The sequence below is a fragment of the Microbacterium sp. NPDC055988 genome (assembly GCF_042269505.1).
GTDB lineage: Bacteria > Actinomycetota > Actinomycetes > Actinomycetales > Microbacteriaceae > Microbacterium.
Map to the genome: position 1 here is coordinate 1,418,866 of NZ_JBHJXY010000001.1, position 14,928 is coordinate 1,433,793.

At 69.4% G+C, this 14,928-nt stretch carries 13 protein-coding genes; 2 read left to right on the forward strand and 11 right to left on the reverse strand.

Annotated features, from left to right (window positions below; genetic code table 11):
- Window positions 1-12: 12 nt before the first annotated feature.
- Together ACFC14_RS06930 and ACFC14_RS06935 are read right to left on the reverse strand one after the other, a co-directional pair.
- Window positions 13-237: a hypothetical protein gene (locus ACFC14_RS06930; protein WP_376102171.1), complete on the reverse strand. Its 225-nt coding sequence runs from the start codon at window positions 235-237 to the stop codon at window positions 13-15.
- A gap of 99 nt (window positions 238-336) precedes the next feature.
- On the reverse strand, window positions 337-1,281 hold the full coding sequence (locus ACFC14_RS06935; RefSeq protein ID WP_376102174.1) for a helix-turn-helix transcriptional regulator: 945 nt from the start codon (window positions 1,279-1,281) through the stop codon (window positions 337-339).
- 104 nt (window positions 1,282-1,385) lie between these two features.
- On the opposite strand from ACFC14_RS06935, the gene ACFC14_RS06940 reads away from it, so the two are divergent.
- On the forward strand, window positions 1,386-1,841 hold the full coding sequence (locus tag ACFC14_RS06940; protein ID WP_376102177.1) for a VOC family protein: 456 nt from the start codon (window positions 1,386-1,388) through the stop codon (window positions 1,839-1,841).
- Between the two features lie 116 nt (window positions 1,842-1,957).
- Here ACFC14_RS06940 and ACFC14_RS06945 read toward each other — a convergent pair whose 3' ends face one another.
- From ACFC14_RS06945 to ACFC14_RS06985, 9 genes are all read right to left on the reverse strand, one after another.
- Window positions 1,958-2,689 (reverse strand): SGNH/GDSL hydrolase family protein, encoded by a 732-nt coding sequence (locus ACFC14_RS06945; RefSeq protein WP_376102180.1) that lies wholly within the window; start codon window positions 2,687-2,689, stop codon window positions 1,958-1,960.
- Window positions 2,686-3,861 (reverse strand): DUF4185 domain-containing protein, encoded by a 1,176-nt coding sequence (locus ACFC14_RS06950; protein ID WP_376102183.1) that lies wholly within the window; start codon window positions 3,859-3,861, stop codon window positions 2,686-2,688. Before ACFC14_RS06950 ends, ACFC14_RS06945 begins: the two co-directional genes overlap by 4 nt.
- A gap of 72 nt (window positions 3,862-3,933) precedes the next feature.
- Window positions 3,934-6,054: a hypothetical protein gene (locus ACFC14_RS06955; protein WP_376102185.1), complete on the reverse strand. Its 2,121-nt coding sequence runs from the start codon at window positions 6,052-6,054 to the stop codon at window positions 3,934-3,936.
- Window positions 6,055-6,082: 28 nt separating this feature from the next.
- Window positions 6,083-6,895: a carbohydrate ABC transporter permease gene (locus ACFC14_RS06960; protein WP_136041817.1), complete on the reverse strand. Its 813-nt coding sequence runs from the start codon at window positions 6,893-6,895 to the stop codon at window positions 6,083-6,085.
- Entirely contained in the window at window positions 6,895-7,770 is an 876-nt protein-coding gene (locus tag ACFC14_RS06965; protein WP_376102188.1) for a carbohydrate ABC transporter permease, read from the reverse strand. The genes ACFC14_RS06960 and ACFC14_RS06965 overlap by 1 nt, the downstream gene beginning before the upstream one ends.
- A 7-nt stretch (window positions 7,771-7,777) precedes the next feature.
- Window positions 7,778-9,046: an ABC transporter substrate-binding protein gene (locus tag ACFC14_RS06970; protein WP_376102191.1), complete on the reverse strand. Its 1,269-nt coding sequence runs from the start codon at window positions 9,044-9,046 to the stop codon at window positions 7,778-7,780.
- A 142-nt stretch (window positions 9,047-9,188) separates the two neighbouring features.
- Window positions 9,189-11,027, reverse strand: coding sequence for a class I mannose-6-phosphate isomerase (locus tag ACFC14_RS06975; RefSeq protein WP_376102194.1), 1,839 nt, complete (start codon window positions 11,025-11,027; stop codon window positions 9,189-9,191).
- Entirely contained in the window at window positions 11,024-11,971 is a 948-nt protein-coding gene (locus ACFC14_RS06980) for an ROK family protein (protein ID WP_376102196.1), read from the reverse strand. Before ACFC14_RS06980 ends, ACFC14_RS06975 begins: the two co-directional genes overlap by 4 nt.
- Before the next feature lie 261 nt (window positions 11,972-12,232).
- Window positions 12,233-13,255 carry a LacI family DNA-binding transcriptional regulator gene (locus ACFC14_RS06985; RefSeq protein WP_376102198.1) on the reverse strand — a complete coding sequence of 341 codons (1,023 nt, stop codon included), beginning with the start codon at window positions 13,253-13,255 and terminating at the stop codon, window positions 12,233-12,235.
- A 465-nt stretch (window positions 13,256-13,720) separates the two neighbouring features.
- Here ACFC14_RS06985 and ACFC14_RS06990 point away from each other — a divergent pair, with 465 nt between their 5' ends.
- Window positions 13,721-14,908 carry a MalY/PatB family protein gene (locus tag ACFC14_RS06990; protein ID WP_376102201.1) on the forward strand — a complete coding sequence of 396 codons (1,188 nt, stop codon included), beginning with the start codon at window positions 13,721-13,723 and terminating at the stop codon, window positions 14,906-14,908.
- Window positions 14,909-14,928 lie beyond the last annotated feature (20 nt).

Consider the following 14,928-nt stretch of genomic DNA (forward strand, 5'->3'; position numbering starts at 1 on the left):
CGTCGAGGTAGATCACACGCTGTCCGCGCGGAGGTCTCGGAGGACCTCCGCGGTCGGCATCGTGTCGAGAACCGGAGCGTTGGTGAGAGGCCCGCTCTTGGTCGGGAGTGTCTGGGTTCGAAGCCGATCGAAATACGCGTGATCCACCTCGGACCCGTGGCCCGAGGTGACTCCGTCCATCACCAGCCGTCGCATCTTCTCGTCGGCTGGTTCGTCTTCCGGCAAATCCTTCGTCATCGGGCCATTCAAGCGAACGGGAAGGTGATGTGGCCACCCGATCATGGACGTTGTTCCGGGATATGGGGATACCTCCTACGAATGGGCGGTTCAGGAGGACTAGTCGCCCGCTGCCGCGAACCGCCCCGCTAGCATCCCGGCGGCCGCGCGCAGCGCCGCCGGGCCCACCACCGTGAACGGCGCATCGAACCGGGCGACCGCGGCGAGCACCCCGACCCACGACCAGGAGCCGATCGTGATCCGGCACGAACCGTCGGCGACCTCCTCCACCTCGCCGACGCCGACCCAGGGAGCGACCTCACGCGCCGGGAGTTCGACCACGACCTCGCCGACGCACGGCCAACGGTCCTCGGCCGCCGCCCCCTTCGCCCGCGCGGCGAGATAGGTCTCGGCATCCGCCGCCGGCAGCGTGCGTGGGGTGAACGTCGGTCCGGTGGGGATGCGCGGCTGCATCCGATCCAGCCGGAAGGTGCGCCAGTCCGCGGCATCCAGGTCCCACGCGAGCAGGTACCAGCGGCCTTCGCGGGCGACCACCGCGTGCGGCTCGGTGCGTCGGGCCGGGCGATCGCGGTCGGAGCCGTAGTCGAAGCGCAGCACCTGTCGATCGCGCACGGCTGCGCTCGCCGCTTCGAGCACCGCCGGATCGACGCGCACATCGGCAGCGGCACCCGTGAAGCGGATGCCGTCGACACGGTGCCGTAGCCGGGAGGGCATGACCTGCCGCACGGTGGCGAGTGCCCGCGCCGCGCCCTCCTCGATGTCGATGCCGCTGGAGGGGACGGTCTGCAGCGCCACCGCGATCGCCACCGCCTGGTCGTCGTCGAACAGCAGCGGCGGCAGCTCGGATCCGGCCGCGAGACGGTAGCCGCCGTCGGGGCCCTTGATCGCGCCGATCCGGTAGCCGAGCTCGCGCAGCCGATCGACGTCGCGGCGCACGGTGCGCGGGCTGACCTCCAAGCGTTCGGCGAGCACGTGGCCCGGCCAGTCGCGCGGTGTCTGCAGCAGCGACAGCAGCGCGAGCATGCGCGACGAGCTTCCGGTCATGGGATTCAGTCTGCCCGAGGGAGAGGACAGAAACTGACCGCTACCCCTGTGATCGTTGCACTCAGGCGGTTCGAACGGCGGGCCGCACGAGAAGGAGACATCTCATGAGCATCACCACCACGACCCACCTGAACTTCCGCGGCACAGCTCGGCAGGCGCTCGAGTTCTACCGGTCCGTCTTCGGAGGCGAGGTCACCGCCGCGACCTACGGGCAGTTCGGCATGCCGGAAGGGGTGCCCGGCTTCGACAAGATCGTGTTCGGGCAGATCGAGTCGGACGGCCTCCGCCTGATGGCGTACGACATCCCGGGACTGGACGACCCGGACCCGTCGGCGACCGCCGGCACCACACGCCGGGAGAACGGCGCGACGATCACCGACCGGACGTTCTTCCAGTCGCTGCGGGCGGACTCGCTCGACGAGATCCGCGGCTACTGGGACGGTCTGGCCGACGGTGCGACGGTCATCGAGCCGCTCGCGGCCTCGGCGTGGTCGGCGGGGTTCGGGATGCTCACCGACCGTTTCGGTGTGACCTGGGTGCTCGACGTGCAGGCCGGCTGACCCCACTGCCGAACCACCCCCTTCCGATCGACCCGGCCCCTTGCGTGCGCACGCAAGGGGCCGGGTCGGACGCAGAGGGCCGGGACGGCATCACGCACGCGGCCGCGCGCCGACCGTCACGCGGGAGGCCACGGCGGATGCCGCGCGACCGCCACCCGGGCCGCGAGATCCGCGAGCACGGGCGAGCCGGAGTCGCCCCCGACCCCGACCACCTCGGCCCACTCGAGCGCGAGCAGGGCGTGCCCCGCCGCGCTCGGGTGGAACGCGTCGTCGAGCAGGCCCCACGGCATGCCGTCGTTGCCCGGCCCCGTCCCCGCCGAGAACTCCGCGAACGCGGCGAACTGGTCCACGACCACCGCGCCGTCCCGCGCGGCCACATCCCGGATGGCCTGGGCGAACTCCCCGATGCGGGCGCGGTCGGGCGCGTGCAGCAGGTCGACGGTCGGCGGTGTCTGCAGCACCGGCACCGCACCGCCCGCCCGCACCCGCCGCACGAACTCCGCGATCGAATCCGCGAACGCCGACACCTCGATCACGGGGTCGAGCCACTCCGTCGTACAGTCGTTCGTGCCGATCATGAGCGTCACCACGTCGGGCCGCCAGTGCGCCACGCGACGGTCGAAGTCCCCGAGGATCAGGTCGGCCCGCCACCCCGTGATCGCGGTGTTGATCACGGCATCCTGCACCCGCCCGGCATCGCCGCGGATCAGCTCGTGCAGGTGATCGACGTAGTTGCGGGCACCGCGGGTGTGGATGAGGCCGTGGGTGATCGAGTCGCCCGCGAATACCCAGGTGACCGGCGCTCCGGAGGCGAGCAGCCCCCGGAGCGCCGCGCGATCATCCGTCATCCGGTGACCTTCAGCTGCACGTCGATGAACCGCGGCCGGTAGATCGAGGCGTCGTCGTACACGTCACCCACGTTGTCGAACGTGTTCACGTTGTAGGAGACGAGGACGCGGTTGCCCTGACGCAGATTCGGATGCTCGTGCGCGTTGTAGGTGAACACGTCGGGGTCTCCGTAGCTGCCGAGCGCCCCGGTCTCGGGCGTGCGGTACAGCTCGACCGGGTCGGTGAACGGACCCGTCGGCGAGCACGAGGTGCGCGCGACGATGCGGGTGCTGAACAGCTCGGACGTGTCCTGCGTCACCAGCAGGTAGCCGTCGCGGAAGGGGGCGACGCTGAACTCGTTGGCCACGTAGGGCACCACGGGCACGGCATCCGCCTCGTCCGCCACCCAGCTCGTGCCGTTCCAGTACGTCCACGTGCCCTTGAGGCCGTCTTTGCCCTGCACCTTCGCGACGTACGCCGAGCGCACGCCACCGGGGTCGGCGATGCCGTAGATGTAGGTCGTGCCGCGCTCCTCCAGCGTCCACGAACCCCAATTGATGCCGGTGGCCGAGGGCAGATCCACGATGCCCTCCAGCTGCAGCGTCTGCCCGTCGAGCGTGGCGAGCCGGTTCGCGGTCCACGCGAAGTCCCACTGCCCGGTGCCGGTGCGCGCGAACTGCAGCAGCGGCACCTGCACGGTGCCGTGTCGGCCGGGCGTCGGGTCGCCGATCCAGTACCACTTGCCGTCGGGCTCGGGCGGGATGATGCCGGCCGGATCCTCGGGGGTGCCGCCCGTGATGGTCGTGAGGTCGCCGCGGCGCTCCTGCACCACGACGGAGTTGTTCACGAAGGGCGAGTCGGTCGGGCGCGACCCGTCGGGGTTCACGGTGCCGAGGAACGTGTCCGAGAAGAACCAGCCGGTCTTCCCCTTGCCGAGCGGCATCGAGTAGGTGCTGTCGCCGCCGGTCCACTCCCCGCCGGTGTTCCCGTAGGTCGTGAAGGTCTCGGTCAGGTTCTGGTTCACGCTCGATGTCGCCGTGAGCGTCTTGTCGACCAGCGAGCACTGGCCGTCGCCGTGTCCGCCGCCATGTCCGCCCCCGGCCGGAACCGTCGCGCTCGCCGGGGCGGCGAACAGGGCTCCGGCGCAGAGGGATGCGGCGGCGAGACCCGCCGCGATCATGCGTCTTCTCATCTCGATCACTCCTTCGTGTTCGTGTGGGTACAGCGTGGTCCTGCGGTTCGTGCAGTGCTCCGGCGGTCGTGCTCAGCGCCCGGCGGTCTCGGCGATCCCTCCCGAGGCGTCGATGTCGTAGGTCTTCTCGCCCACCCGCAGCCCGCGCAGCACCGCATGCGGGTCGAGTGCGGCGACACAGCCGGCCGCGCGCACCGAGCCGTCGGTCGTGACCGAGACGCCGAAGAGGGCCTCGATCACGAGCTCGACCCAGGCGCCCGACGACGAGCACGACCAGTCGATGATGTACGGCAACTGCGGCGGGGCCTTTCGTGCGCCGCCGTTGATCCCGGGCACGGCCTCCTCGACGAAGTGCGCCTGCCCCATCGGGCCCTGGTTCGCCGTGCGCGACAACCCTTCGACCCACGACGTGAGCACCTCGGGGGCACCGAGGGCGGCCAGCGCGCGGCCGGCATCCGCGGGCCAGGCGGGGTAGGCGCCGTTCCACTGGTGGTCGGGGCGGGGACTGTAGCTGGCGTCGGGATCCCACGGCGAGAGCGCGCGCATCCAGTTGTCGGTCTGCAGCTCGCGCTGGAAGAACGAGACCATCTCGTCGCGGATGCTCGGCGCGAGGTCGTCGGCCACGGTCGTGCCGACCACGCTGAAGTCGTAGCAGTGCCGCACCGGCAGCTGCGTGCCGTCGGGTTGTCCGGCGGCGAAGATGCCCTGACCCGGGATGTAGCGCTCGATCACAGCCGGGAGCAGGGCGTCGGCCTCGGCGCGCAGCTCCGCACCGCCCGACGCGTCGCCCTGCAGGTCGGCGAGGGAGGCGGCCGTCCGCATGCTCCACACGTTCGCGGCGTTCAGGCTCGCGACCTCGTGCGTGTACGAGCTCACGCACTCGAGCAGGTTGTCGATCTCCCCGTAATCGGCCAGGGCGGTGCCTCGGCGTAAGTCCTTCCATGCCATCGCCCACTGCCGCACCGACGCGGCGACGGTCTGATCGCCGACGATCTCGTCGAGGAACGCGGTGTCGCCGGTGAAGCGCACGTAGTCGTGCACGAGCCGGGTCATGGCGTAGTCGTTCACGGAGTACCAGCGGCCGACCGGCCCGCCGGTGAGCGAGGAGGTGCCGAAGTGCGAGTGGATGTCGAGCGAGATCCAGTGCCGCACCTGGTTGCGCATCTCGGCGGGGTCGAGCAGCGCGTGGCTGACGGAGCTCAGGCTGTAGTCCCAGATGAACGTGGTGGTGCCCCAGTAGTTCGGCATGAGGGTGTCGTACGAGCGGCCGAGCACGTTCCCGGCGAAGTCGCGGCGGAACCAGATCACGCCCAGCACCGCCCACCAGTACAGGCGGCGGAGCGGCGCGGATGCCGTCTCCAGCACCGGCAGCGCGCCGGAGAACTCTCCGTCGTCGGGGTCGAAGGCGGCGTGCAGCTGCCGGTTCCAGAACTCCTCGGCCGCAGCGACGGCACCGGGCACATCCGCGGCGATGGCGTCGTACGCGCGCGCCGCATCGTCCTCGGAGATCCCGACCGCCTGCACGTAGGCCGTGCGCGCGACGCCCCCGCCCGGAACGGCGAGCGCCACCGACAGCTCGCCGCCGCGGCCGTTCCCGCCTATGCCCGTATCGAACGCCTCGGGAAGGTCGGCCACTCCGCTCAGCGCCGATGATCCGCCGGCGATCCCCTGCACGCTCCAGGCCGCGGCATCCGCCGACGAGAACACCAGGCGCTCGCCGTCGACGGTCGCGGTGTCGCGCTCCGAGGGCGACTCCGCGTCGAGCCAGGCCTCCTGCGAGCGCGTGACCCGTGCCGCGGCCGAGAGCCCGATCCGTACCTCCCGATCCTGCGATCCGGTGTTCCGCACCGCGATGTCGATCGCCACCGCCGTCTTCCCCGGCACGCACACCGTCGTGGTCTCGATCTCGAGCTCGCCGACGGTGGCGCGCCGCACCACCCGATCCGCCCGCCACTCGTGTGTCACGGGCACGCCGTACGAGGCGAACAGCCGTCCGTCGACGAACAGCACCGCGGTCTGCGTGAGTCCCTGCGACACGGGCGGGAACTGCACCGCGCTGATCGCGGTCAGGTCGTGATCGACGCGCACGGTCCCGAACATGTTCGTCAGGCCGGTGGGCGCGATCATGTCGTCGTAATGGTGGGTGACGGCGTCGGCGGCGAGGTCCTCGACGGTGGGGATGAGCGGATGCATGATGCCTTTCGAGGGGCGGGAGAGAGGGTCAGTACTGGCCGAGCGCGAGGCCCTTGGCGAAGAACCGCTGGGTGCAGAGGAACAGCACCACGGTGGGGAGCGAGACGAGCACGGCCGCGGCGAGCACGACCGACATCTGCGCGCCGCCGTAGGTGCTCTGCATGCCGGACAGGGTCGTGATGATGGGGCGGATGTCGTCGGACTGGCTGAGCGTGAGGCCGAGCAGCAGGTCGTTCCACACGAACGTGGCCTGCAGGATGAAGATCGCGACCAGCGCGCTCGACGCCATCGGCAGGTACAGCCGCACGAAGATGCGCCAGGTGGTGGCGCCGTCGAGCACCGCGGCCTCGAACACGTTGTGCGCGACGCCGGTGAAGAAGTTGCGCATCACGAAGGCCGAGAACGGGATCGAGATCACCGTGTAGATGATCACCATGCCCACGCGGGTGTCGAAGAGTCCGATGCGCGAGTAGGCGTCGAACAGCGGCAGCAGCACCATCTGCAGCGGGAACACGGTGCCGCCGAAGATCACGACGAACCACAGGAAGCCGCGCTTGAGCCGCAGGGCCACGATCGCGTACCCGGCCGCGGCCCCCACGAGCACGGCGATGGTCGGCGAGACGATCGAGTAGATCAGGGTGCTGAGGATGCTGTCGCCGAGGCCCGACAGCTCGAACGCGTCGGCGAAGTTCTGGAACAGGTGGAAGTCGGTGGGGATCCACGACTCTTTCGAGGTGAAGGTCATCGGGTCCTTCATCGCGTTCACGACGAGGAGGTACGCGGGCAGCAGCCACACGAGTCCGAGGATGACGAGCACGGCGGTGCGGATGATCTTCGACATCACATCTCCTTCTTCGGGGAGAGCTGCTGACGCAGGTACAGCACCGACGCGACCAGGGTGATGACGGTGAGGAACACCGCGATCGCCGAGCCGAGTCCGTAGTCGCTGTTCACGAACGTCTCCTTGTACATCGTCAGCGCGAGGGTCTCCGAGACGGTGCCCGGTCCGCCCTTGGTCATGCCCCAGACGATGTCGAAGGTCTTCAGGCTCGCGACGATCGAGAGTCCGACGACCACGGCCGTGAGCGGGCGGAGCATCGGCCAGAGGATGCTGGTGAACAGGCGCACGCCGCCGGCGCCGTCGATGCGGGCGGCCTCGAGCGGCTCCTTCGGGATGGCCTGCAGGCCGATGGTGAACAGCAGCGCGTTCACGCCGACGCCCTGCCACGACGAGGCGATGATCATGACGATCGTGTTGAGCGGAGCATCCAGCAGCCACCGCGGCGGGTCGGTCACGCCGAACGCGGCGAGGGCCTGGTCGAGCGCTCCGCCCGAGGAGAGGATGAACGACCACACCACGCCGACGCCGATGCCGGAGAGGGCGTAGGGGATGAGGAAGGGGAGGCGAAGCCAGATGCCGCCGCCGAGGTTCCAGGTGAGCAGCGCGATCGCCAGGCCGATGCCGACCGGGATGATCAGGGTGCCGATCACCCAGAGCACGGTGTTCATCGCCGAGCCCACGAAGTCGCCGTCGGTGAACATCTCGACGTAGTTGTCGAGCCCGATCCAGTCGGGGCTGCCGAGGCCGTTGTACTGCGTGAAGCTGAGGAAGACCGTCCACAGCAGGGGGAGGTAGAGCAGGACCGCGACCAGGATCACGCCCGGGGCGATGAAGCCCCGGGCGGACCACTGGTACGGCGACTTCTGATGCGCCATCCGGTGCTTACTCCTGCTCTGCCCAGTACTTGTCAGCCGTGGCCTGGATCTTCTCCAGGAACGGCATCGGGTCGCCGGGGTTGGCGTTGAAGGCGCCGAACTGCTCGATCGCGGTGGTCACGATCTCGGTCGGCATGGCCTCGAAGAACCGGTCGTACAGCATGTAGTCGTCGCCGGCGATCTCGGTGCCGAGCTCGGCGAGCGCGGGGTCGGACACCTTCGCCTTCGGGTTGAACGCCACGTCGCCGTGGGCGTCGTTCCAGGCGGTCTGCGCGTCGGGCGACATCCACCATTCGGCGTAGGCGAGTCCGAGGTCGCGCTGCTTCGAGTTCTCGGCCGTGCAGATCGGGCCCGACTCGACGGCGACCGGGGTGGCGTCGAGGTCGTCGCTGACGGCCGGGATCGCGAACATCCCGTAGTCGTCGGTGGTCATGCCCGCGCCTTCGAGGTTGCCCGCGAAGAACGTGCCGAAGTTGATCATTGCGTAGTCGCCCTGCTTGAGGCCGACCGCGGGGTCGGTGGTGCTGCCCGCGTCGCTGAACCAGCCGGCCTCCTGCTCTTCGAGCCACACGTTCATGACGTCGACGATCTCGGGGTCGGTGTACTTGACGTCGCCCGTGGTGAGCCCGGCGTACAGGTCGGGGTCGGTCGAGGCGACCAGGTGCTGGAACCACTGGAAGGTGAAGAGCACGCTGGTCTGGTAGTACGGGGTGACCCCGGCATCCTTCAGCGTCTCGGCGGCGTCGTTCAGCTCGTCCCAGCTGGTGGGCACCTCGATGCCGTTGTCGGCGAAGGCGGCCTTGTTGTAGAACATGATCCAGTAGGCGATGTTCATCGGCACGCAGTACTGCTTGTCGTCGAACGTGTAGCTGTCGCGCAGGTCTTCGCTCACCCAGCCCTCGTCGACGGCCTTGGTCCAGATGTCGGTGGTCTCGGCCACCAGGCCCTCGTCGACCAGCTGCTTGAGCGAGTCGCCGGTGTGCCACGTGAACAGGCCCGGCGACTTGTCGGTGCGGAACGACTGCTTGATGAAGGCGTCGTACTGGTTCGCGTCCGAGTAGCCGGTGGTCTTGAGGGTGATGTCGACGGCCTCGCCGCTGACCTCGTTGAGCGACTCGAAGTCGGGCTTCCACGCCGCCTTGTCGGTGTAGAAGTTGAGCGTGCCGGTCACCTCGCCGGCGTCTCCGGATCCGGAGTCGCCGGAGCATCCGGCCAGAGCCAGAGTGCCGAGGAGGAGACCGGCCGCGGCAGCGGCGATCGTGCGTCGCGAAATCATTCAGAACTCCCTTGTTCGTTTGGTATCGTTACCAGAAATCTGGTTTCACGCTACCAAGGTGATGAGTGCGGTGCAAGGGATTCCCTTTCGGGATCCTCGCGGGTGCTGCGTCATTGCGGGTGCTGCATTCGGGTTGCTGTGTTCAGTTGTCGCTCGTGCGCGAGCCGCGCACGTACGCCTTGACGGTCGCGAAGCGGGCGCTGCGCGAGTTCTCCGTGCGCTCGATCCGGTACGCACCCACCGCGGCCGGGACGATGAACGTCTCGGCGTAGTGGATGACGAAGGGCTCGAAGGCGCCGGTCGGGCTGACGACCTGCACCTCATCCCCCTCGACCAGGTTGAGCACGTTGACCGTGCCGTCCGTGTCGTGGTCGGCACCCTCTGCGAACCAGTGCCGGCGCACCTCGATGAACTCGAGCTCGTGCAGGCCCGTGCTCTCCTCGATCACGTCGCCGTCGGTGCGGATGGTCTCGACCTGGTCGAGGAGGTTGTCGCCCACCCAGGTCGTGTCGCGGTCCCACTGGATGTTGCGGGCGCCGTGGTCGAGGTGCACGGGGCGGGGGATGCCGTCGAGTCCGACGCGGCCCCAGTCCCAGAGCTTGAAGGTGAAGATGAACGGCGTGGCCGAGATCTCCAGCACCATCGAGTTCGCGCCCGAGCAGTGCACGGTGCCGGCCGGGATGGCGAAGTGATCGTGCTTGCGGGCCGGGAAGGAGTTGACGTACTTGTCGGCCGGGAACGGATGCTCGCCGTCCTGCGCCGTCGCCAGATCCTGCAGCATCTCGGCGCGGTCGATGCCCTCCTTGGTGCCGAGGTAGACCACCGCGTCGTCGCCGACGTCGAGCATGTAGTAGCTCTCGTCCTGCGTGTAGTGCATGCCGAACGTGTTCTGGATGTAGTCGGTCAGCGGGTGCACCTGCAGGCTGAGGTTGCCGCCGTCCATCGTGTCGAGGAAGTCGAAGCGGATCGGGAACTCGGCGCCGAAGCGCGAGAACGTCTTCGCGCCGAGCAGGTCGACCGGGCGGCGGAAGACCAGGTCGAGGGCAGGGATCTCGATCACGCCGCCCTCTCCCTCCAGCAGCAGCGAGTTCTCCTCGGGCACGCAGTCGAAGCACCACGCGTAGTTGTCCTTCGAGGGGTCGAGGCCGATGAGGTTCTTCATCCACTGCCCGCCCCAGACTCCGGGGTCGAAGAACGGCACGACGCGGAACGGCCGGTGCGCGGCATCCTTCAGCGCCTGGCGGAAAGCGGTGCCGGTGATCATGCCGGCTTCGGGGGAGTCCGGATGCTGTTCGGCCGGGGCGATCGCGTTGCCGTCGAGCACGAAGTCGACCGTGTCGAACAGGCTGCGCTTGTGGCGGTCGGCGACGCGCCATTCGACGAAGAAGCCGCGCTTGTACTTGCGCAGATTGTCTTCCGCGGCGTTGTCGGCGCGCCAGTTCGTGGCGCCCTTGCGCTGGCGGAGCTGGATCTCCCAGCGGGCCATGTCGACGAGCACGGTCGCTGCGGCACCGTCGAGTCGGGGGCGGAGGAGCTCGGAGCCCCAGCCGATCACGACGGTCGGGTTCTGCGCGATGCTGCCTGCGAGGGCGTCGAGCTTCGCGGCGTCGTAGAAGTCGGTCAGGGTGAAGTGGCTCATCACGCCGAAGACGCGGTCGTCGGTGAGATTCGGGGCGATCAGCTGCTCGACCTCGGCGACCGGGCGTGCGGCGGTCTCGACGTCGACGACGGTCCAGTCCGGCAGGGCCGCGCGCACGGCGGTCGTGAGAGCGGGGACGTCGACTCCCGGGTAGGCGTCCACCAGCAGCACCGGGGCGGTGCCGGTCACGCGGGCGCAGGCCTCGGCGAGTTCGGCGGCGGCGGTCCAGCCCTCGGCGCCGCGGAGGATGCGCTCGCCCGCGGGGAGCGCCACGGTGGGCTGGGTGTCGTAGCGACCTCGGGTGGTGTGCCCTTCGTGCATGTCGCTGATCGGGGTGGTCACTGTTCCTCCTGCGGTGTGGCGGTGTCTGCCGGTTGACGTGTGTGGTGCCGGCTCGAGGGCGGTGAAGTCGCGGCGCGGGCGAGGATGCTGAGTCCGCGGGCGACGGAGAGTTCGGGCTCGGGCGGGACGACGAAGCGCGGCGGCGTCATCGAGGGCCAGAGGTGTGCGCGGACGTGGGCTTCGATCGGGGTGCGCACAGCGTCGCCCGCGCGCAGGATCCCGCCGGACAGGATCACCACCGCCGGGTCGTACGAGTGCACGAGTGAGGTGACCACGGCGCCCCACACGTGCAGGAAGCGGTCGCGGATGCCGGGGCGTGCGTCGGTCGTGAAGACCTCGGCCATGGTGATGCCGTCGGGGAGCGCCCACGTGCTCGCAAGGGCCTCGCCGCATCCGATGTTCCCGCACGGGCAGACCGGCCCGTCGAGGTCGACCGTGAGATGCCCGCCGAGGATGCCGGCGTGCCCGGAGCGTCCGCGCAGGGGCGTGCCGTCGATCAGGGCCGCGGTGCCGATTCCGGTGCCGAGGGTGACGAGCACCGCGTTGCGCTCGCCGGCCGCGCTGCCGGTCGAGGTCTCGCCGATCAGGGCCGCCCTGGCGTCGTTCTCGACCACGGCGGGGAGGCCGAACTCGGCGAGCGCCCAGGCGGTCAGGTCGAGGCCTTCGAGGAAGTCGTACTTGGCGTTGGCGTGCAGCATCCGCCCGGTGCCCGGGTCGACGACTCCGGGGACGGCGATGGCGACGGCATCCGCGGTTCGGCCGGTCTCGGCGAGGCCGGTCTCGGCGAGGTTGGTCTCGGCCAGGAGCCGGCGCGCTTCGGCGGCGGCGGCGGACAGGTCAGCCGGGCTGCCGACGACCGGGATGCTGCTCGACGCGACGACACGGCTGCCGTCGATCACGGCGAGCTTGATCTCGGTGCCCCCGAAATCGATGCACAGCTCCATCCGGCCTCCTCGTCGCCTCATCGACTGCCTCGTCGATGATTGGTAACGTTATCAACGAGGGGTGGGGGTGTCAACACCGGACGGATATCGGGAGTTCTGCCGAGTGCACGGCCTTCTTGCGGTGATTCTCCCGACAGGTGTCCGAACTCCCGACAGGTGGACGTGATCCTGACAGGTGTCCGAACTCCCGACCGATGTCCCGCGTCCCGGTCGACCCGACCACGCCGCGAGTCGTCACCCCACCCGCACCCGGGCGGCGGGTCAGCGCACGCTGCGGAGCGACACCGGCAGCTCGACCTCGCGCGGCGCGGTGTCCCGGTCCCCTCCGTCGAGGCGGTCGAGCAGCAGGCGCGTGGCGGTGCGGCCGAGCTCGCGGGGGTCGTGGTCGATCACGCTGATCGGCACTGGCGAGAGTTCGGCCAGCTCGAAGTCGTCGAAGCTCATGATCTCCGGGAAGCCGGCGGGCGTCCGCAGTCCGGCGTCGAGCTGCGTGCTGATCTCCTTGAGCGCGCCGATGGCGTTGCGGTTGTTGGCGCAGAAGATGGCGGTGGGCGGATGCTCGGCACCGAGCAGTGCGCGCGTGGCTTCGCGGGCCTGATCGACGGTCTGCTGGTTGGCAGCGACGATGTGCGGGTCGACGGCGAGCCCGCGTTCCTCGAGTGCACGCACGTAGCCGGCGAATCGGCGTTCACCGGTGAAGATCGACAGGGCGTTGCCGAGGTAGCCGATGCGGGTGTGGCCGTGGTCGATGAGCGCGATCGTGCCGCGGTAGGCGCCGTCGTCGTCGGCGAGCACGACGCTGTCGACCGCGAGTCCGTCGATGCGGCGCGAGGCGAGCACGACGGGCACGCCCTGGTTCTGCGAGTGTGCGAGGTGGGCCGAGGTGGGGCCGGCCGGGACCACGATGAGTCCGTCGACGCGGCGGCCGAGGAAGTCGCCGACCAGGTCGGCCTCGCGCACGGCATCCTCCGATGTGTTGCCGAGCAGGATGCGGCGGCCGGTGAGCGCGGCTTCCTCTTCAACGCCGAGCGCGAAGGTGCTGTAGTACGGGTTGGCGATGTTGGTGATCGCGACGCCGATGAGTCCGCTGCTGTGGCCGGGGCGGATGCTGCGGGCGTTCTCGTTGCGGTGGTAGCCGAGTTCGGCGACGGCTTCCATGACGCGCTGCTGCACGTCGGGTTTGACGTTGAGTCCGCCCGAGAGCGTGCGCGAGACGGTCATGGGGCTGACGCCTGCTCGGATCGCGACCTCTTTGACGGTCGGGCGGCGCGTGCGTTCGCTCATCCTGCCCTCCGGAGTGTCGTGCCTGCGATTCTAGGGAACGTTACCAGCGGGTCGTCCTTCCGGGGTGCTGCCCGGGGCGTCCGCCGCGGTGCGCGCACAACTCAGGAAGAACCTGCCGGCGAGGCCGCTTTGTTGAGGGTTCGGGCCGGAGTCGGCACGAACTTCCTGAGTTATGAACCGTGTCGGCGGCGCTCACCCCGGCGGCGCGTGCATAACTCCTCCGAATCTCGGCCGGAACGGGCTGCCGGCGCTGATTTCGGGCGCAACCCGACCGTTGCTGAGGAGTTGTGCACGCGGGCCGAGCAATGCCAACCCGTCACGCACGGAAACGCGAGGTGCGACCGCGCCGGACCGTCCGTAGATTGGATGGACCCCGCTGTGAATTGGAGTCTCCCGTGCCCGGAATCCGCGCCCTGCGCCCGTCCTGTACGAACGCCGTCGGCTGAGCCGCCGGAAACCACGACGATGACCGCGCACACCTCACCGCATCCGTTCGACGAACGCACCCGCCTCTTCCTCGACAGGCCGCAGAGCCGGAAGTGGAGTCTGCACCCCGGTCGCATCGGAGCGTGGGTGGCGGAGATGGACTTCGGGGTCGCGCCCGAGATCGCCGAGGCGCTGCACCGGGCGGTCGACGACGAGAACCTCGGATACCTCTCTCCGCCGCAGGCCGCAGAGCTGGGTGAGGCCACCGCCGAGTGGATGCAGGGGGAGTACGGCTGGGCGGTCGACCCGGAGCGTGTGCATCCGGTCTCCGATGTGATGGCGGCTCTCGGGGTCGCGGTGCAGGAGTATGCACCCGCAGGATCGCCGGTGATCGTGCCGACTCCGGCCTATATGCCGTTTCTGACATATCTGCCGGCGATCGGGCATCCGGTGATCGAGGTTCCGGGTGTGGAGGTCGACGGACGCTGGCAGCACGACCTGCAGCGCATCGATGAGGCGTTCGCCGCCGGTGCCAGGACGCTCGTGCTGTGCAACCCGCATAACCCGACCGGAACGATCGTCGGCCGCTTGGAGCTCGAGGCCATCGCCGAGATCGTCGAGCGGCACGGCGGCCGGGTGTTCGCCGACGAGATCCACGCGCCGCTGCGCTACGACGGCGCGCCGTTCGTGCCGTATGCGTCGGTGTCGGAGGCGACGGCCGCGCACACGGTGACCGGCACGAGCGCGTCGAAGGCGTGGAACATCCCCGGGCTGAAGACCGCACAGCTCATCACCTCGAACGAGACGGATCAGCAGCTGTACAAGCGGTTCGGGTTCGCGGTGCAGCACGGGGCTTCGACCCTCGGAGTCGTCGCCTCGACGGCCGCGTATCGTGCGGGCAAGCCCTGGCTGTCGGACGTGATCGACTACCTCGACGGGTCGCGGCGGGAGCTCTCGACTCTGGTCGCGGAGCATCTCCCCGGCGCTGCGTACCGGGTGCCCGAGGCGACCTACATCGGCTGGATCGACACCCGTGCGCTCGATATCCCAGGGCCGCCGGCGGAGTTCTTCCGCGAGCAGGCCGGGGTCGTGCTCACCGAGGGTCGGCTGCTCGGGCGGGGTGCCGAGGGCTTCGTCCGGATCGTGTTCGCGACTCCGCGCCCGATCCTCGAAGAGGCGTTCGCGGCGATGGGCGATGCCGTGCGGCGCGCCGGCCACGGCGGCTGAGCGGCCCGGGTCGGACACCT

Excerpts from the sequence above, each read along its gene's own strand:
- ACFC14_RS06965 (WP_376102188.1), bottom strand. The coding sequence starts at position 7,770 with ATGGCGCATCAGAAGTCGCCGTACCAGTGGTCCGCCCGGGGCTTCATC.
- ACFC14_RS06930 (WP_376102171.1), bottom strand. The coding sequence starts at position 237 with ATGACGAAGGATTTGCCGGAAGACGAACCAGCCGACGAGAAGATGCGA.
- ACFC14_RS06990 (WP_376102201.1), top strand. The coding sequence starts at position 13,721 with ATGACCGCGCACACCTCACCGCATCCGTTCGACGAACGCACCCGCCTC.
- ACFC14_RS06960 (WP_136041817.1), bottom strand. The coding sequence starts at position 6,895 with ATGTCGAAGATCATCCGCACCGCCGTGCTCGTCATCCTCGGACTCGTG.
- ACFC14_RS06950 (WP_376102183.1), bottom strand. The coding sequence starts at position 3,861 with ATGAGAAGACGCATGATCGCGGCGGGTCTCGCCGCCGCATCCCTCTGC.
- ACFC14_RS06955 (WP_376102185.1), bottom strand. The coding sequence starts at position 6,054 with ATGCATCCGCTCATCCCCACCGTCGAGGACCTCGCCGCCGACGCCGTC.
- ACFC14_RS06980 (WP_376102196.1), bottom strand. The coding sequence starts at position 11,971 with ATGGAGCTGTGCATCGATTTCGGGGGCACCGAGATCAAGCTCGCCGTG.
- ACFC14_RS06940 (WP_376102177.1), top strand. The coding sequence starts at position 1,386 with ATGAGCATCACCACCACGACCCACCTGAACTTCCGCGGCACAGCTCGG.
- ACFC14_RS06935 (WP_376102174.1), bottom strand. The coding sequence starts at position 1,281 with ATGACCGGAAGCTCGTCGCGCATGCTCGCGCTGCTGTCGCTGCTGCAG.
- ACFC14_RS06985 (WP_376102198.1), bottom strand. The coding sequence starts at position 13,255 with ATGAGCGAACGCACGCGCCGCCCGACCGTCAAAGAGGTCGCGATCCGA.
- ACFC14_RS06970 (WP_376102191.1), bottom strand. The coding sequence starts at position 9,046 with ATGATTTCGCGACGCACGATCGCCGCTGCCGCGGCCGGTCTCCTCCTC.
- ACFC14_RS06945 (WP_376102180.1), bottom strand. The coding sequence starts at position 2,689 with ATGACGGATGATCGCGCGGCGCTCCGGGGGCTGCTCGCCTCCGGAGCG.